Annotated in this window: 18 protein-coding genes; 14 read left to right on the top strand and 4 right to left on the bottom strand. The window is 34.6% G+C overall.

The window, feature by feature from the left end:
• Positions 1 to 2: 2 nt before the first annotated feature.
• From NW240_RS05605 to NW240_RS05560, 10 genes are all read left to right on the top strand, one after another.
• A complete protein-coding gene (locus tag NW240_RS05605) occupies positions 3 to 2,018 on the top strand; it encodes a DUF2079 domain-containing protein (RefSeq protein WP_258436517.1) in 2,016 nt (671 codons plus the stop codon).
• A 130-nt stretch (positions 2,019 to 2,148) separates the two neighbouring features.
• Positions 2,149 to 3,000, top strand: a complete 852-nt coding sequence (mutM, locus tag NW240_RS05600; protein ID WP_258436516.1) for a DNA-formamidopyrimidine glycosylase — start codon at positions 2,149 to 2,151, stop codon at positions 2,998 to 3,000.
• A gap of 37 nt (positions 3,001 to 3,037) precedes the next feature.
• Positions 3,038 to 3,637: a dephospho-CoA kinase gene (coaE, locus tag NW240_RS05595; protein ID WP_258436515.1), complete on the top strand. Its 600-nt coding sequence runs from the start codon at positions 3,038 to 3,040 to the stop codon at positions 3,635 to 3,637.
• A 49-nt stretch (positions 3,638 to 3,686) separates the two neighbouring features.
• Entirely contained in the window at positions 3,687 to 4,178 is a 492-nt protein-coding gene (nrdR, locus tag NW240_RS05590; protein WP_258436514.1) for a transcriptional regulator NrdR, read from the top strand.
• Positions 4,162 to 5,697, top strand: a complete 1,536-nt coding sequence (locus NW240_RS05585; RefSeq protein WP_258436513.1) for a DnaD domain protein — start codon at positions 4,162 to 4,164, stop codon at positions 5,695 to 5,697. The genes nrdR and NW240_RS05585 overlap by 17 nt, the downstream gene beginning before the upstream one ends.
• Position 5,698: 1 nt before the next feature.
• Positions 5,699 to 6,628 (top strand): primosomal protein DnaI, encoded by a 930-nt coding sequence (dnaI, locus tag NW240_RS05580; protein WP_258436512.1) that lies wholly within the window; start codon positions 5,699 to 5,701, stop codon positions 6,626 to 6,628.
• Positions 6,629 to 6,653: 25 nt separating this feature from the next.
• The gene (locus tag NW240_RS05575) at positions 6,654 to 6,857 is read left to right on the top strand and encodes a hypothetical protein (RefSeq protein WP_258436510.1); all 204 of its coding nucleotides are present in this window, start codon (positions 6,654 to 6,656) and stop codon (positions 6,855 to 6,857) included.
• A 321-nt stretch (positions 6,858 to 7,178) separates the two neighbouring features.
• Positions 7,179 to 9,119: a threonine--tRNA ligase gene (gene thrS / locus NW240_RS05570; protein WP_258436509.1), complete on the top strand. Its 1,941-nt coding sequence runs from the start codon at positions 7,179 to 7,181 to the stop codon at positions 9,117 to 9,119.
• A 172-nt stretch (positions 9,120 to 9,291) separates the two neighbouring features.
• Positions 9,292 to 10,374 carry an ABC transporter permease gene (locus NW240_RS05565; protein ID WP_258436508.1) on the top strand — a complete coding sequence of 361 codons (1,083 nt, stop codon included), beginning with the start codon at positions 9,292 to 9,294 and terminating at the stop codon, positions 10,372 to 10,374.
• Between the two features lie 9 nt (positions 10,375 to 10,383).
• The gene (locus NW240_RS05560; protein ID WP_258436507.1) at positions 10,384 to 11,067 is read left to right on the top strand and encodes an ABC transporter ATP-binding protein; all 684 of its coding nucleotides are present in this window, start codon (positions 10,384 to 10,386) and stop codon (positions 11,065 to 11,067) included.
• A 38-nt stretch (positions 11,068 to 11,105) separates the two neighbouring features.
• Here NW240_RS05560 and NW240_RS05555 read toward each other — a convergent pair whose 3' ends face one another.
• Positions 11,106 to 12,344, bottom strand: coding sequence for a D-alanyl-D-alanine carboxypeptidase family protein (locus tag NW240_RS05555; RefSeq protein ID WP_258436506.1), 1,239 nt, complete (start codon positions 12,342 to 12,344; stop codon positions 11,106 to 11,108).
• A 147-nt stretch (positions 12,345 to 12,491) separates the two neighbouring features.
• Positions 12,492 to 13,463 carry a class A beta-lactamase-related serine hydrolase gene (locus NW240_RS05550; RefSeq protein WP_258436505.1) on the bottom strand — a complete coding sequence of 324 codons (972 nt, stop codon included), beginning with the start codon at positions 13,461 to 13,463 and terminating at the stop codon, positions 12,492 to 12,494.
• A 214-nt stretch (positions 13,464 to 13,677) separates the two neighbouring features.
• Between NW240_RS05550 and NW240_RS05545 the strand changes: the two genes are divergently transcribed.
• A complete protein-coding gene (locus NW240_RS05545) occupies positions 13,678 to 14,850 on the top strand; it encodes an O-antigen ligase (RefSeq protein ID WP_258436504.1) in 1,173 nt (390 codons plus the stop codon).
• An 80-nt stretch (positions 14,851 to 14,930) separates the two neighbouring features.
• On the opposite strand, the gene NW240_RS05540 is transcribed toward NW240_RS05545, so the two are convergent.
• Positions 14,931 to 16,196, bottom strand: coding sequence for a serine hydrolase (locus NW240_RS05540; RefSeq protein ID WP_258436503.1), 1,266 nt, complete (start codon positions 16,194 to 16,196; stop codon positions 14,931 to 14,933).
• Positions 16,197 to 16,513: 317 nt separating this feature from the next.
• On the opposite strand from NW240_RS05540, the gene infC reads away from it, so the two are divergent.
• From infC to rplT, 3 genes are read left to right on the top strand one after another with little or no spacing between them, the layout of a single operon-like run.
• The gene (gene infC / locus NW240_RS05535) at positions 16,514 to 17,014 is read left to right on the top strand and encodes a translation initiation factor IF-3 (RefSeq protein ID WP_258436502.1); all 501 of its coding nucleotides are present in this window, start codon (positions 16,514 to 16,516) and stop codon (positions 17,012 to 17,014) included.
• A gap of 34 nt (positions 17,015 to 17,048) precedes the next feature.
• Complete coding sequence (gene rpmI / locus NW240_RS05530; RefSeq protein WP_258436501.1) at positions 17,049 to 17,246, top strand: 50S ribosomal protein L35; 198 nt, start codon at positions 17,049 to 17,051, stop codon at positions 17,244 to 17,246.
• Between the two features lie 21 nt (positions 17,247 to 17,267).
• A complete protein-coding gene (gene rplT, locus NW240_RS05525) occupies positions 17,268 to 17,624 on the top strand; it encodes a 50S ribosomal protein L20 (RefSeq protein ID WP_258436500.1) in 357 nt (118 codons plus the stop codon).
• A gap of 229 nt (positions 17,625 to 17,853) precedes the next feature.
• On the opposite strand, the gene NW240_RS05520 is transcribed toward rplT, so the two are convergent.
• Positions 17,854 to 18,519 (bottom strand): DsbA family protein, encoded by a 666-nt coding sequence (locus tag NW240_RS05520; RefSeq protein WP_258436499.1) that lies wholly within the window; start codon positions 18,517 to 18,519, stop codon positions 17,854 to 17,856.
• Positions 18,520 to 18,605 lie beyond the last annotated feature (86 nt).

Below are 18,605 nucleotides of genomic sequence, written 5' to 3'. Positions count from 1 at the left end.
AGATGGATCAGAAAAAATCTTTAACTATTTCTTGGACACTTGGCTTTCACCTTCTATCAGCCTATTTAATAACGGCAATTTTAAACTTCTTGATGTATCCCGATCTCAATGTCTTAGTTAATTTGGATAACCAAGTGTCCATATTTTCTTATTTAAGTTTGCTTGTTTTAGTTTTTTCACTTTTATTAGCTGGTGATTTTCATTTTTCAAGAGAAGAGTTAAGAGGAGAATTTTTTACTGTTGTCCTAGTAATATTTTCTTTATTCTTTACATGGCAAAGCTCAACCTTGGTGATAGTCATGGGGACCTTCTTTCTTTTAATGACCTACTATAGTTATCTCTTTTTCAATAGACTTAAGAAACAATCTATTGTATTGGGAGGAGCTTTTATCTTAGTGATACGCTTCATTTATTTGGCTGTTTTTATGAATGAAGAAACTTTTATGATAAATAGTCCGTTAATGGATAAAAACTTATTATTATTATTTATTTTAAGTGTTATTTTAGCTTACTTCTTCAATCGTGGGAGTCTTCTAGAACGATTAAATTTAAGAATAAAGCCAGGAAGTTTATGGGCAATATTCTTCCTGTCCATTATGTTATATGCATCTACAGTTGGCTTATGGGTAATCGCTAGAGTTTTAGTCTATGCTTCACCAACTTATGATATGGGGATTTTTTCGCAGATGTTTGAGAGTATGGCGAATGGGATGGGACCTATTACAACTTTAGAAAGAGGAGAGAGGCTGTCTCACTTTGCAGTACATCTATCACCTATTCATTATTTAATCTTGCCTATTTATTGGCTATTACCGAGTCCTCTAACCATTCAAGCGCTTCAAGTACTCATTGTAATGTCAGGAGTCATACCTTTATATCTGGTACTTAGTCAGTTAAAGTGGAATGTGAAGTATCGAATTGTCTTTCTTTTGCTCTATTTGTGGATGCCATCGTTGACTAGCGGACAATTTTATGATTATCATGAAAATTGTTTTTTAGCACCATTAGTTTTATGGTTAATTTATGCCAACCTTAGTCAATCTAGGTGGAATATGGCTGTAGCAACTATACTTTTATTATCAGTCAAAGAAGATGCGATTGTTTATGTAATAAGTATTGGAGGTTTCTTTTTAATACAAAATCTTTGGCCTCAAACGGCTAAGGTAAAAAAAGAAATACTGGGACTTCAGATTATTATGCCAATAGTGTATTTTCTCTTTGCTATTATTTGGCTAAGACACTTTGGAACTGGGGCAATGACTAGTCGCTTTGCCAATTTTATGCTGGCAGATCAAGAGGGCTTAATCCATGCTGCCTTTAATGCTATAAAAAACCCAGCATTTTCACTAGCAAGCATTTTTACTTATGAAAAGTTAAAGTATCTTTTGATTATTTTTGCAAGCCAGGCATTCTTACCTTTGATGCAAGTTTCATGGCGCCCTTATATTTTATTGCTACCCCTTTTAATCATCAATCTTGTCAGTAACTGGCCTTATCAAGTCGATTTATTTAAACAATATCACTTTGGTTCGAGCACACTTATTCTTTTTATGTCTATCCTTACCATTGAACATTGGCAAAGAAAAAAAGAATATCCGTTTCGAACCCAAAAGTTCTCGTTTGAACAATTATCTAGATTTTTCATCACTTTATCAATATTAGCAAGTCTTTCATTTTTCATAACATTGATGAGTCCTAGAAAGTATGATTATCGATCCTACCAAGATAACACTGAGTTTTATCAATCGGTTCAAAAAACTTTAGATAAAGTTCCAAAAAATAGTAGAGTTGTGACGGTATCCTCCTATACGACACCTTTATCAAAGATTGCAGAACTTTATGACCTTTTCTATCATAATAATCGAGAAGTAGATCCTACTATTGATTATGTTGTTTTTAACCGACCAGTTTTAGAAGGTCAATCAGAAGAAAAACGGGTAATTGAAAAATATCTTGCATCGGGCTATATTGAAAGTGATCTTTCAAGCATGGATGTCATCATTTTAGAAGCAAAATAAAATTTTGAACCACCTAATCCTAGGTGGTTTTTTTAAAATAAGATTATATGAACTTTACTATTCGACATAACCGACAAAGTTCTTCATTCATGATAAAATAAAAGCAGATATCAATTTAGGAGTGGGTTAAATGCCGGAATTACCAGAAGTGAATGCTGTCATGATTGGATTGAATCAGTTGGTTCAAGGAAAGACCATCAAAAAAGTAAATGTTTATTGGCCCAGAATAGTAGGTGCTGAAAATGATGAAGAAGTAAAATCTTTTGCTACTCAGTTAATCAACCAAAAAATCATTGAAGTCAAACGAAGAGGAAAATACTTAATTTTTATTCTTAGCGATAAAGTTATGATTTCGCATTTGCGAATGGAAGGTAAATATCAGCACACTCCTAAAGATCAATTGGCATCTTATCAAAAAGATAAGCACACTCATGTCGAATTTATGTTCACTGATGGAACTTTATTGAACTACCATGACGTTAGAAAGTTTGGTCGGATTGAGCTAATAGCAAAAAATGAGCTGGAAAATTATTTCCTTGACAAGAATTTAGGTCCAGAACCCACAGAAAATGAGTTTGATGTAACAAATTTTCAAAAAGACCTATCCAAAATAAATCGTATGATTAAACCTGTTCTCTTGGATCAAAAAACAGTGGCAGGTTTAGGAAATATTTATGTTGATGAGTCCTTATTTAGAGCAGGAATCCATCCAGCTAGTTTGGCAAGGTCTATTCCACTAAGTAATATACAAGATCTACATCAAGCAATCATTGAGGTAATTGCTGAAGCGGTTAAGGCGGGAGGATCATCTGTTCGAACTTACCGCAATAGTTTAGGACAAGCAGGTAAATTCCAACAATCTTTACAAGTATATGGTCGTAAGGGACAGCCTTGTTTCGGTTGCGGCACTCCCATAGAAAAAAAACAATTGGCTCAAAGAGGCACACATTACTGTCCAAGCTGTCAGAAACATTTTGCTTAGACAGAATAATTGGCAGCAACTCAAAAGGAGGGATAAAATGGCGTTTTTAATTGCTTTAACAGGAGGCATTGCGACAGGAAAATCAACCGTGGCCCAAATAATTAAGAATTTTAATTATCCGGTTATTGATACTGATCAAATAGCAAGACAAGTAGTTGAGCCAAATAGTGAAGGACTAAACAAGCTGGTTGAAAGATTTTCTGGAAAAATTTTATTGGATTCAGGTCATTTAAATCGGCAATTATTATCAGCGATTGTCTATGGTGATCCTTCAGCATTAGCCGATCTTAATAGTATTATGCATCCCTTAATACTTGCAGAAACTAAAAAGCAAATAGCTAGCTTGGATGAAGAGGCAGAGATTATATTTATTGAAGTGCCTTTATTATATGAGGTGGGTTGGAATACTTTCTTTGACCAAGTATGGGTGATTTATGCGCCTTATCATACGCAATTAGAACGTTTAATTCAAAGAGATCAAATTGATCGAGAAATGGCACAAAAGAAAATCTCTAGTCAAATACCTACTATCGAAAAAACTGGAAAGGCTGATTTTGTCATAGATACCCAATTTGATAAAGAGACAGTCGCAGAACAAGTTAATCAAGCATTACAAGACTTATTAAATAAGCTATAATAGAATTAGAAACGATTTTAATACATGTATATAGAAAGGGGGAGCTTTGATGGAATGTCCTAAATGTCATCAGCAACAATCTAAAGTAATTGATTCTAGACCTGCAGAAGACGGTGCGTCTATCCGACGTAGAAGAGAGTGCATGTCATGTGGCTTTCGCTTTAATACTTATGAGCGTATTGAAAGAACACCTTTATTAGTGATTAAACGTGATGGAACACGTGAAGAGTTTAATCGTGATAAGCTTTTGCGCGGAATTGTTAGAGCGGCAGAAAAACGACCGATTAGTCGCGAGCAAATGGAGGATGTGGTCAGTCGCGTTGAGAACAAAATTCGTGAAGTTTGTGAACAAGAAATTGCTAGTAAGGATATCGGTGAATTTGTAATGCCTTTACTAATGGAATTAGATGAAGTGGCCTATATTCGCTTTGCTTCGGTATATCGTGAATTTCAATCGCGTGAAATGTTTATTAAAGAACTTGAAGCCCTAACGCCACATTCTAAAACATCAGAGCAAGATGATCATGGTCTTACAAATTAATCCCTATCAACCTTATCAAGTCAAATTAGGTCTACCTTTATCGTTTCAGCAACTGCAATGTTTAACTCAACTTTATCAACCGATTATTGGAACCGATGCAGTCGGCTTATATTTAACTTTGGCTCATCAACCGAGAGAAAAACTTAATTGGACCTATCGGATGATGCATTCTCGCTTATTACCTATTCTTAATATGGGCATAGGAGATTTTAATCAAGCACGCATTCATTTAGAAGCTGTGAACCTAATAAGGACTTATCGAGATGAAAAGTCACATGATGATTATACACGGCAAACTATTTTTTATGAAATGCAGATGCCTTTATCAGTAGAACATTTTTTTAAACATCCGCAATTATCGTTGGCTTTATTTAATCAAATAGGAGATGAGTCATACTATGGCTTGATTCGTCTGTGGAAAAAAGAAGATTTAGGGCAGACAGAACTAAGTGAAATCACTTTGCCATTTTCTGAAGTTATAAGTTCTAAAAACGAAAACTTTCATCGAAGTGAAGTAGAAGAAGCTACAGAAGGAGTGCAATTCCAGGACCAGTACTCAACTTTTGAGCTAAATGAGGATACTTTTCAAGAAACATTTGATTTAACTTTCTTTTACCAAATATTATCTAGTAAGCAGGTCAGTAAAGAAGTTTTAAGTCAAGCTGTTTTGACACAAGTAGCTAGCTTAAGTCAATTTTATGGATTGGAAGAAGAGGCTATGGCTCAAGTCGTAAAACTCGCTCAAAGTCCAGTTACGCAACAAATCGATCTTGAATTGTTAAGAACTTATGCAGCAAAACATCAATACTTCAAGAAGCGCCAAGGGCATGACCAAAAAGACGATCAGTCAATCAAACAAAGTCATGAAGAATTTGCTAATTTGAAAAATGATTTAAGAACCAACTATCCAAACTTTACGGATCAAGAAATTGAAATCATACTTATTTGTCAGCAAATGAATCCAAATGAATTTTTAAGTCAAGTCAAAGAAGAAGCGGGCGGATTTGCTACGAGTTCTGAGCACTATTATTTAAAAGAATTACTTGAAAAATCAAGTCTACCGGAAGCTGTATTGAATTTTTTAGTATATTATTTAATTGTGATGGAAGGGCATGCGAATTTTGAAAAAGGTAGATCGAATCGATTGGCTAATGAGTGGCAAAAAGAAGGATTATCCACCCCTGCAGAGGCCTTAGAATTTTTACATAAGCAGCGTCTTTTTAAAGAAAAACAAAATAATATAAAAAATAAGAAAAAAGTCCAATCATCAAAAAATACTTGGTCTAACAACAACAAGTATCAAGAGTTGGTTCCCAGTTGGTTGAAGGAACAGCAAAATATAAAATCAAGGTCTCATGAAAATGATAGTACAAGACAACTTTTAATCAATGACAAGAATCCATCGTCCAATCAGATAGATGAAGATTTAAAAGATATCGAGGTCAAACCTTCGTCACAATTAAAAGAAGAAGAAATTCGTAAAAGACTAGAGAATTTATTAAATAAGGGGGAAGATTAAGATGCAATCCATCAAACAGGTGATGAAAGACTTTGAAAATCAAATACCCCAATCTGCTTCAAGTCAAGAAATGACAAGAGTGCTTCTCAACTATCCTGCTATTAAGGATTTTATCAATGCCAATCAAGAAAAAATTTCACAAGAAATGATTATGAATTCTTTGTCTAAACTCAATGAGTATAGGATGGAAAAAGAAGCCATGGAAGCAGGTAAAGAAGGGCAAAACCCTGGTTTTACACCGGAATTATTTATTAATTATAACTATATAGATGTCACGTATGTTCCCACTCAAAGTTATTTACATCAACAGGCTCAAAGAAAAGCAGCTGCTTTAATTGATAATCGGATGATGGCACTGGATGTGCAAAGAGCAAAGCTTGAAGATTACGACTTAACCAGTCCACAGCGATTAATATTGATGGAAGCAGTCACAACTTTTATTGAAGATATTAAAGTCAATCTTCGGCAAGCAAGAGGGATGTACATTTCCGGACCTTTTGGTGTTGGAAAAACATATCTATTAGGAGCTTTAGCTAATGCTCTAGCTAGTTTGGGTTATCAAGTGTCGATGATTCATTACCCAACCTTTACGACTGAAATGAAAGCTTTGATTGGGCAAGATAATCAGTTATTTATAATGCTGGAACAAATTAAGAAGAAACCAATTCTGATTATCGATGATATTGGGGCGGAGTCGAATTCGGCTTGGTTAAGAGATGATTTATTAGGTGTTGTTCTAGAACATCGGATGAAAGAGTCTTTACCGACATTTTTTACTTCGAATTTTACGATGGCAGAGTTAGAAGTCCATTTAGCGTCTAGTCGCAATGCTTCCGATGTAACTAAAGCAGCAAGAATTATGGAAAGAATCAAATTTTTAACTAAGGAATGGCAACTGACAGGAGAGAACCGTCGTTTATCTGACCGCTAATTTATTAAAGAGAGGAAATCGATGTATGAGAAATGGATTCAATTCAACAGACTTTAAAAAAGAGCAACGGTTTATACTGTTAGTCTTAGTTATTTCACTGATTATTCAAGTAACTGTAGCAGGACTTTATTACTTTGTGGAGAAACAAACGATCTTATTGTTTCCTATGGTTTTAGGTATTTTAGCTAATTTAACTGGGATAGGCAGATTGATGCAATTAAGAAACTAATTCTTGCAATTTTTTGAAATTGATGGTTTAATAAATCTAACTCAAGATAAGAAATTAATGAGAAGTCATGGAGTTTAATTCCCTCATTTCAAGAGAGAGGTCGTTTGCTGGAAGACCTTAATGATAATTAGCTTTACCCCTTCTTAAAAGCTCGACCTAAGCATGAGTGGTAAGTCGAGACGTCGGAGGCGTTAACTCTACAAGATTATCGATTAGATAATGAACTTGGGTGGAACCACGTCGAATACACGTCCCATTGGCTATTACTAGCCAATGGGACGTTTTGTTTTAAGTTTCAATAGTACGGAGGAGGAAAAATATATGTCAACAATTCATTTAACTTTACCAGATGGTGCAGTAAGAGAATACCAATCAGGAATTACCCCTATGCAAGTAGCAGAATCTATTTCACGTTCCCTAGCTAAAGCAACCTTAGCAGGAAAGTTTGAAGGTGAGATTATTGATCATAATCGACCGATTGAAAAGGATGGGTCAATTGAAATTATCACTAATAAAAGTGATGAAGCACTTCAAATTATGCGCCACTCAACTGCTCACTTAATGGCGCATGCTATGACACGTTTGTATCCAGGTATTCACTTTGGTGTAGGACCTGCTATTGATTCAGGTTTCTATTATGATACTGACAAACCAGAGCCCATCACGGAAGATGAATTACCTAAGATTGAAAAGGAAATGAAAAAAATTATTTCAGCCAATTATCCAATAGAACGGCGGGTCGTATCACGTCAGGAAGCTTTAGATATTTTTAAAGAAGATCCGTATAAGCAAGAATTAATTAATGATCTACCTGAAGATGAAATTATTACCGTCTATACGCAAGAAGATTTTACTGATTTATGCCGTGGAATTCATGTGCCTTCAACCGGTAAGATTAAAACTTTTAAACTTCTATCACTCGCTGGGGCTTATTGGCGTGGAAATTCCGATAATAAGATGATGCAAAGAGTTTATGGAACAGCATTCTTCAAACAAGAAGATCTAGATGAGTTCTTAAGGTTACGTGAAGAGGCTAAGGAGCGCGACCACCGTAAGTTAGGTAAAGAGTTAAATATTTTTATGATTAGTCCAGAAGCGGGTTCAGGATTACCTTTCTGGTTACCTAATGGAGCAACTATCCGTCGTACCATTGAACGTTACATTACCGATAAGGAAATTTCATTGGGCTATCAGCATGTTTACACGCCAATTATGGCTAAAACGGATCTTTATAAGACCTCTGGACACTGGGACCATTATCAAGATGATATGTTCCCCCCTATGGACATGGGTGACGGTGAGATGCTTGTTCTAAGACCAATGAACTGTCCACACCATATGATGATTTATAAAGATGATGTGCATTCCTATCGTGAATTACCTATTCGGATTGCCGAATTAGGGATGATGCATCGTTATGAAAAATCAGGTGCTTTATCAGGCTTGCAACGTGTTCGTGAAATGACACTAAATGATGCGCATATTTTCGTTCGCCCTGATCAAATTAAAGAAGAGTTCAAGCGTGTGATACAGTTAATATCCGAAGTATATGATGACTTTGGCATTACAGATTATCGTTATCGTTTATCATATCGTGATCCTGAGGATACTGAGAAATACTTTGATGATGATGACATGTGGGAAAAAGCACAAGCTATGCTGAAAGAAGGCATGGATGAATTAGAATTAGATTACTTTGAAGCGGAAGGAGAGGCAGCCTTCTATGGACCTAAGTTAGATGTTCAGTTTAAAACAGCTATCGGCTTAGAAGAAACCATGTCCACAGTACAATTAGACTTTTTACTTCCAGAACGCTTTGATTTGACATATGTGGGGGAAGATGGTCAAAATGACCACCGTCCGGTTGTCATCCACCGAGGTGTTGTTTCAACTATGGAACGTTTTGTTGCCTACTTAATTGAAGAGTACAAGGGAGCCTTCCCTACTTGGTTAGCTCCAATTCAAGTTGTTCTTTTACCAGTCAATCTCGAAGCACACGGTGAAAAAGTTGAAGAAATCTATCATGCTTTGAGAAATGTTGGCGTTCGAGTTGAAATGGACTTGCGAAATGAAAAACTAGGTTATAAGATTCGTTCTGCTCAAACTTCCAAAGTTCCTTACCAATTAGTAATTGGTGACCAAGAAGTTGAATCGGGCAGTGTCAATGTTCGTCGCTACGGTCAAGAAAATTCAGAGTCGGTTTCAGTTGAAGATTTCATTGCAATGATTCTAGCTGATATTAATAATAAATCGAAAAAATAAAAACATATAAATATAAACACTTATCTCTCAGATTGTCTTTATTAGTCATTTATAGACAAATTTGAGACTAAGTGTTTTTTTAGTCCAAAAAATATATTGTGATATGGAGGTCAATTATTAGCTATTATCTTAGTCGTCTTGTATAATAGATTTCATTTGAGGAGGTAGAAAAATGTTTTTAGCATGGAAAGAAATCATACATTCAAAAGCTAGATACGGTATGATTATTTTAGTTCTAGCATTATTAGGTTACTTAGTTTTTTTCTTAACGGGATTAGCATTTGGCTTAGGGCAAGCCAACCGATCTGCTATAGATCTTTGGGAGGCTGATCAAATTGTCTTGTCATCCGAAGCAAATGGTCGTATTAATGCATCAGTTATTAATGACGATTGGTTAGAAGATGTTGAGGCCATTGATTTTGAAGGGGTGAGTATTTTATCCTTAGTGGCCCAAACCAAGGAGCCTGAAGTTGAGGATGAGGACCAGCGGTTATCCTTAACTTTAATAGGCAACCAAGAAGATGGTTTAGCTCAACCAGAGGTTCTAGAAGGTAAGAAAATCACTGAGGATTATCAAGTTATTGCGACTTCTACGTTAAAAGAAGTTTATGGATTTGAAATAGGAGATACCATTGAATTAGTAGGAAAAGATCAGACTTTGGAACTAGTCGGATTTACAGGAGACCAAATGCTAAGTGTTTCCCCAATCCTTTACTCCACTATCAACACGTCCCAAGAATTAATGGGGATGCGTGGAGCTCAAGGCAAGTATTCGGCTCTTTTAATAAGAGATCAAGATGTGACTAAAGAGTTGAAAAATAAGGATAATCTTCAGCTTTTTGAAATTGATGATTTTATTGAAAAACTACCTGGTTACCAAGCGCAAAATTTAACCTTTACAATGATTATTGTTTTTCTGATTGTCATCGCAGCGATTGTTGTAGGAATTTTTATTTATGTACTGACTGTACAAAAAATTAGAATTTTCGGTGTTATGAAAGCACAAGGTATTTCAAGCTTCTTTATTGGTAGTTCAGTAGTCTACCAAACATTAATTATGGCGGTCATTGGAACCTTGCTTGGCTTGTTATTTACTCTTTTAACAGCCTTCTATTTACCCGCTAAAGTTCCTTTTGCTTTTTCATGGGAATTAATTGGAATTACAATGGTCTTGATGATTGTCTTTGCGGTTTTAGGTGGTTTACTTTCAGTTAGACAAATTGTGCGCATTGATCCAAGTCAAGCTATATCTTAGGAGGTAAACATGAAAGCCATAGAAATTAAAAATATTGAGAAAAGCTTCAAAGATGGGAACAAAACAATTCAAGCTTTGAAACAAACTAATTTTGTGATTGAACCAGGAGAATTTGTTGCCATAATTGGCCCTTCAGGTTCTGGTAAAAGTACTTTATTATCGATTATTGGAGGGCTTCAAAGTCCTTCAAAAGGCCAAGTCTATTTAAAAGAAGAAGATTTTTCTGGACTAAGTGATAAAAAACGAACCAAACGACGCTTTGATGAAATTGGATTTATTTTACAAGCTTCTAATCTTATTCCCTTTTTAAAAGTTAAAGATCAATTGCGCCTAGTAGATAAAATTAATCATCAATCTTATCAAAAAGACCATGCAGAAGAATTGTTTAACTCTTTAGGAATAGAGGAGTTGAAAAATAAATATCCTTCAGACTTATCTGGTGGAGAGCGACAACGGGTAGCGATTGCGCGAGCTCTCTACCATGATCCAACTGTTATCTTAGCCGATGAACCAACAGCCAGTTTAGACAGCGAGCGTGCTTTTGAGGTAGTCGATATTTTAGCAAAAATGACTAAAGAAAAAGCTAAAGCGACTATTATGGTCACGCACGATACCCGACTAATATCAAAATGTGATCGAGTCTTTAAAATGGTGGATGGTAATTTAGAAGAAGCCGATAGTGATGAGTATTAAAAAAACAGTTCTCCTTTAAAGGAGAACTGTTTTTTTAATTACCTGAAATTATCAAATAATCGCTTTATAAAGTTAGTTATTGGATTGTCTCTTCGATTTTCTAAAGTAGTTTCTTCTTGAATTGTTTCAGAATTGTTTTCTTCATCACTATCTGTAGAAGCTTCGTTAAGCTTTTCTTCAACTTTAGATTGCGTGATTTGATTTAAGGGTAAGTTTTCATTTTGATATAAATCAGGATATTCAGCTAAAGCATCAAGAATGAGTGTTAATTGATCATAAGAAGAAGAATAATTTCCATCTTCTTGAATAAAATTTCCCATGGATAAGGCGATAATGTCGCGACCACCCTCTTCGCCAGTAGCAATAAAACTATCGCCGGCTGCATCGGTTAAACCGGCTTTTAGACCATTAATCCCCTCTCGACCTAAAGCTTGTCCGGGTAACAGAGGATTAGGTGTATAAAGGATTTGCTCATAATCGGTACCTTCTTTGAAAGTATAATTAATTGTCGAAGAGATTTCTAGAATTTGAGGATATTTTTCAATTATATACTTAGTCATTAATGCTAAGTCCTGAGCAGACATCGTATTTTCGTTACTTGCAGTAGAACCTGAAACCCGCCAATCTTCAGGTATATATTCATTAGGGACGCCAGAAGTGGTATAAAATTTAAAATCATTAAATCCCCATTGGTGCAGTTGATCAGTCATTGCTTGAGTGGCAGCCAATTCTGATCCGTAAACCGCTCGCATAAGTAATGAAGCAGCATCATTACCTGATTTTATAATCAAGGAGTGCAACAAATCATCCACTGAATATTTTTCACCAGCAATTAATGGAGTACTAGTTAGCTCGGGATTATCAGAAAGAACTTGAGTAAGCTCACTAGGTGCTTCAATTTCACTTGAAAGTTCTAATTTGCCTGATTCAATTGCTTGATAAGTTAGATAGGCAGTGAGAATTTTGGTGATAGATGCTATTGGATAAGGAATGTTAGCATCTTTTTGTGCTAATATACGGCCGGTGTCAACATCTACCACAAGAAATGATCGCGAACTTATAGAACTATCAAAAAAACTTGCCAATTCTTCGGGATAATCTTCAGGCATAAGAATTGGTTTGTATTCCTTGGCTTTATTTATATCCATAGTTAAATCTGGTAATTTTGACAAATTTTCTACTTGAGCAAAAATGGGAAGGGTGAAAAGGTTGCAAACAAGCATGAGTGAGACTAGCTTTCCAAAGACAATTAGATGTTTTTTGGAGTAAATATGCATGGTGTATCCTCCTTTAAATCAGTGTGACTAACATGGAAGCTAGCCATTAAACTATTTTATATTATAACGAAATCTACTTTCAATTCCAATTGAGAATAGAAAACAGATAAAAAATCTAGGAATCGTCAACCTTCATTCATAATTTATTTAATGAGAAGACATTTGAAAATGAGACCACTCATTGATAATAAGATTAAGTTCCCCCATAAATTGATCCACTGTTCCAATTCCGTCTGTCATTAGGACGAGGGCATAGATAGGGCGTCCATTCTCATAGTAGATACCTGTATCATGATAGGAATAATCATACTGACCATATTTAGTAGCCATACCACCTCTAATATAAAGTTTAAAGCGTTGATTCTTTTCAGATTTAGACATGTATTTAATTAGGGGTAAATACTTTTTTTCTTTGGCAATTTGTTTTAGATAACCTAATAAAGTATTAGGGGTGGCATAATTATATTGGTTATAGAGGCTATCAGGTTTTTGACTAGCCCCTGATTTTTCAATTAAATTAAGATTAAAGTCTCCAAAATTATTTTGATAGTAATTCATAAGGATTTTCCAAGCAGTATTATCGGAATATACTAATAAATTTTCAATCAGTTCTTCTAGTTCATATTCAGATTGAATGGGATTATTCGTAATTTTTCCTGCGCCTGACGCAAAATCATCACTGCTAGCTGGCAATTTACTTTGCCAGTTAAGCTTTCCCTCTTCAATTAATTGGATGTATAGGACAGCTGTTCCAACTTTATTGGTAGAAGCAGCATATTGACCGATATTTTCGTTTAAAAAGTAAGATTCTTTCGTGACGAAATTATAGTAGGCAATACCTAAACGAGAAGGTGGGTAATTATAATCTTTTATTAAGTCGTTTACTAAATCATTAACTGAACGATAGGAATCATAGTTTCTCGAATAGGACGTAGTTTCTGTTTTCTTAATTAGCTCTTTTTCTTCATTGCTAGTTTCATTAAGATCAAGATTTGTTTGAAGACTTTCAGACGAAGTGGTTATAGAATTATCAGTGTCAGGAGGAGAAGATGATTGCTGCTGACAACCGAAAAGAAATATTAAAAAAAAAGTAGTTAATAAAATGGGTTTGATAGACATAAGCATCTCCTAGAAATTAAATTATTAAGATGTGACATGTTAAATCATTTATACTAGTTTTCGCTAGTAAAACTTTAGTAGTGAAAAACTTAATTATTTGGTTAATGATAACTACTTTCTGAGTAATCTTCAAGGTAAAATTAGCTATCTATTAATGAATATATTTGGTATCTTTTGCTATAATAATAAATATTAGTCACGGAGGTGGATGGCAATGAACTTGAGAAATTTGATTCAAAGTGAACATCTTGAAGGTAACTTGTTCTTATTGATGTCAATTTCGGTCTTATTTCCTTTTTATATCGGTAGTATAATAATTTTCTTAACAACCTTATATCTTTTATATCGACACCGAAGAGAATTGACTCAGATAATCCGTAAACAGAGTTGGCTATTTATTTTTTTGATTTATAGTTTAATAATATCAATCTACTTTAGAAATTATATCGGAGTCGCTGTGACATTTGTTCTTTTTTTACTTAATTTTCTGTTCAATTTTTATTTCCAGACAATTACTCCCCAGCTTTTATTAAAGCAAATAAAAATCTTCACATGGGGATCTATTCCATTAGCTATAATGGCTTTTATAAAATACACTTATTATGTTTTTATGAATGGCTACGATTTACTATATATTTTTAAGTATCATAATCCACAAATTCGTGCGGAGGCAACTTTTTTCAACCCTAACTATTATGGACTATACATTGCCATGGTTTTAGTAATGGCTATTTATTTAATGGCGAAGTCTAAGCGCTCGCTTGATCGTTGGCTATCGATTGTAGTTATCCTCTTAAATATAATTAGTTTATTTTTAACTGCTTCGAGATGGTCTATTCCTACTTGTATAGTTGGGATTGTCCTTATGGTGTTTTTCTTAAAACCTAAAATAGCTTGGTTGATTGGCTTTGCTTTAGCAGGAGGCTTTTTAACTTTATTCATTAAACCTGATTTATTACCTAGGTTTACTACTTTGGCGCATGCTTTTGATGATCGTTTTGCAATATGGTATACCGGATGGCAAATATTTTTAACAAGTCCCTTAATTGGCAGAGGGCCCATGACTTATGTAACCTTTTATTATTTGTTTGCAGATCAAGGGAAAATGCATGCCCATCAGTTATTGATTGATACACTGGCTAATTACGGTATTGTAGGTCTTATGGTCTTAATAATGGCTTTCAGTCATTACTTTAGAAATATTATTGAACGCCTTTTACAACCTAAAATCAGATCTGAATTAGGTTTAATAGTGTCAATGTTAGTGACCGTTCTTTTTCACGGTATGATGGATGTGGGGATTTTTTGGATACAAACTGGCTATATCCTACTAAGTATTATAGTGGTTCCTTTTTTTACTCTGGAACAATTAGCAAATGAAGTATAAAGCATTGTTGGCTAATGGATGTTAAAAATAAAATTCACCCACGTAGCTTCTCGTAAAGAAGTTGCGTGGGTGATGTTTTATTATTGAGTTTGTTGGTAATGGTACCATTCATTTACGCGTAAATTTAAATCGCCCATAAAATTATCAATGGTACCAAGATCATTGGTCATTAGAACTAGACTATAAACAGGCTTTCCATCTTCAAAGTATATGCCTGTGTCATGATAACCGTTACCATATTGACCATATTTTGTAGCCATTCCGTCATCAACGTACAGTTTAAATCGTTGTCCTTCTTGAGCGATTAACATGTAGTTTATAATGGGTTTATAGCTATCATCAACAGCAATTTTATTGAGATAACCGATTAGCATATTAGGTGTAGCATAGTTCATCTTTTGAGTTAGATCTTTCGGTTTGTTATTGACGCCTGACAATTCGATTAAGTCATTACGATAATCACCATAATTTTTATAATAATAATCTATTAAGATGTTCCAGGCTGTATTGTCTGAGTATACAAGAAGATTAGAAATCAATTCCTCTAAGCTGTAAGATGATCGCAGGGGACTGTTGGTGATCCTTCCATCGCCTTCTTCTATATCGTTTTCGGTAGCTGGCAGTTGACTATCCCAGTTTAGTACACCTGCTTCAATCAAATCGAGATAGAGCACAGAAGTTCCCACTTTATTGGTTGAAGCTGCATGTCGTGCTTCATTTTCGTTTAAGTAATAGGATTCTTCATTCACAAAGTTTTGATAAGCAATACCTAGCTTAGAAGAGTCAAAGCCATATTCGTCAATTAAATCTTTGATAACTTCTTGAATAGATGTGTATTGATCGTAATTCAAGGAAAATGATAAATTAGCTGATTGTTGCTCATCTTCATCTTCTTGGGTAGTTTCAGTGGTTGTTTCATCATCACTTGCGGAAGTAGTTTTATCTTCATCAGATTCTTCAGCATTTTCCATGGATGACTTATCTTTCTTCAACTCTTCGGTACTTTCGATAGGATCTTCTATAGTAGAAACTTTTAAATTTTCATTTGTCTCTTCTTTATCAGCATCCGACTTGTTTTGTTTTTTTATAATTGCTTTTCTTAATTTGTCGGTTTTGGATAAAGTTGTTTCTCTAATCTCTTCTTTAGTAGAAGAAATTTGCTCATTTTCATCAGCAACTGACTTTTCAAAAGTGGAAGAGGATTGAATTTGTAATGATTGCTCTTGTGAAGTCTGATAGTTAGATGAATTAGATGGTGAAACTTTATCTCCAGGGGAGGGGCTAGTTTGGCAAGCGGATAAGAGTCCTATCATAACCATTCCTATTATAATTTTGTTAAAGTTCATTAAAAAAACTCCTAATATTTTAGATTTCTGCAGTATTATATCATCAATTTAGTATAATAGCTAAATATAATTAATAATTTTAAAACTTTAACTTGATTTAGCTACTAAATCGTGATAAACTATATGAGTTGAGAAAACAAGTAGAAACAAACCGTTTCTCGCCGGACATTCGAAGATGTAGGGCAAATCATTTATGGAGCAGAAGAATTCTGTTTTTATAAATCGGTTGAGACGGCACGTTTATAAACGGGCTATTTTTTTGTTTTATTTGACACTCATAAAAATTATGGAGGTGGACTCATATCGCTAAAGAAGCATTGATTAATGGACAAATTCGCGCTAAAGAATTGCGCGTCATCGGTGATAATGGAGAACAAATTGGAGTTAAATCGCTACAAGACGCCTTAACGATTGCTGAATCTTTTGATTTAGATCTCGTACTCGTCTCACCACAAGCCAATCCGCCAGTTGCACGGATTATGGATTACGGTAAGTATCGTTACGAGTTACAGAAAAAAGAAAAAGAACAACGTAAGAATACAAAAGTAGTCAGTGTTAAAGAAGTACGTCTCAGTCCTTCAATTGATGACCATGATTACCAGACGAAATTACGTCAAGCAATCAAGTTCTTGGAAAAAGGCGATAAGGTGAAAGCGAGTATCCGGTTTAGAGGGCGGTCAATCACCCATAAGGATTTAGGCTTAGACGTTTTGGAAGACTTTATTGAAGACACTAAAGAAGTTTCAACTGTTGAGTCAAAACCCAAAATGGAAGGTCGCAGTATGTTTACTATACTCGCTCCATCGTCAGAATCATAATATAATTAATAAGTAGGAATTTAGGAGGATTATTATGCCAAAACAAAAAACACATCGCGGATTAGCAAAGCGCGTTAAGAAAACAGGTACAGGTAAATTAAAGCGTTCACGTGCATTTACTTCCCACCGTTTCCACGGTAAAACTAAAAAACAACGTCGTCAACTACGTAAATCAGCTTTAGTTTCTGCTTCAGATATGAAACGTATCAAGCAACAAATTTCAGCTTTATAGAAATAAAGGAGGAAGAAAAACATGGCACGCGTAAAAGGTGGATATGTCACACGTCAACGTCGTAAACGTACATTAAAATTAGCTAAAGGTTATTACGGAGCAAAGTCTAAATTATTTAAGACAGCTAAGCAACAAGTTATGAAGTCATACATGTATGCTTTCCGTGATCGTCGTCAAACAAAGCGTAATTTCCGTCGCTTATGGATTACACGTATTAATGCAGCAGCTCGCCAAAATGACATGAGCTATTCTGTATTAATGAATGGATTGAAAAAGGCCGGAATCGAAGTCAACCGTAAAATGTTAGCAGATATTGCTGTCAATGATGAAGCAGCATTCACCGCTTTAGTAGAAGAAGCTAAAAAAGCATTAGCATAATATTAAAAGCTAAAGTCAAGAAGAATCTTGATTTTGGCTTTTTTATTTATTTTTTTATAAGTATGAACATAGTCATTTTATTGTCTCTAATTTAAATGGTTTTATAAGATTTAATTAAAACGGAATTTAGTTTTCTCTTATATGTAGAATTCTTATTTATATCATAATAAAAAAGCGAGTCTTAAGACTCGCCTTTTTTAATTAATAACTCAATATATTAAAGTATATTTTATTTTATGATGTTGAGATGTGGTCCTGAATCATCTGAGTATTCTTGACACTGACTCTTAAATAAAGAATCCAAGTGTTCTAAGACACTATCGTAGGTCACGTGATCTTCTAGTAAGATTCCTTCATCGTCGCTACTAGAGTCAAAAATAACCAGGCTAGGTGTCGATTCAACTCCCATGGCTTCAGCAATTTTTAAATCATTAAAATATAACTCTTTTGTATAGTCAGAATGAAAGTCATCGTAAAAAAGATCCGGATCTAATCCATTATTAACCGCAACTTCCATGATTAAATCTTCATTAAGAATCGAAAGGTCCGAATAAATGTTTCGTTGCAGTTCTTTTAAGAAGTGACGCCCCTTTCTCTTTCCTTGAAAATGTGCGGCTTTCACTGCTAGGGCAGCTTTATAAAGTTTGCAATAAAGGTCATTACGCACTTTTAGGCTAGGGTTATGAATACCCAGCCGCTGCATAAACTCATTAAGAATCTTTTCGTTATGGATACAAAGAATATTAATATCAGTTTTGGAAGAAATGATCTTACTAGCCTTATTTATTTCTTGTTCGGAATAGTAGCATTTTCGGCCGAGTGGATTAACAAACAAATAGAAATCAAAATACTTTTTATGACCATTTAAATGATAGTCAATTAAATAATTTTCCATTACTATCCCTCCTTATCTATATCTTTTCTACGAACTTAATTTTAGATTAACACATTAAATGGGTTATTTATAATGATACGCTTATC

The organism is Facklamia sp. 7083-14-GEN3 (assembly GCF_024742075.1).
GTDB lineage: Bacteria > Bacillota > Bacilli > Lactobacillales > Aerococcaceae > Facklamia.
Note: the sequence above shows the minus strand (reverse complement) of the source record. Positions and strands in the feature narration are given on the sequence as shown.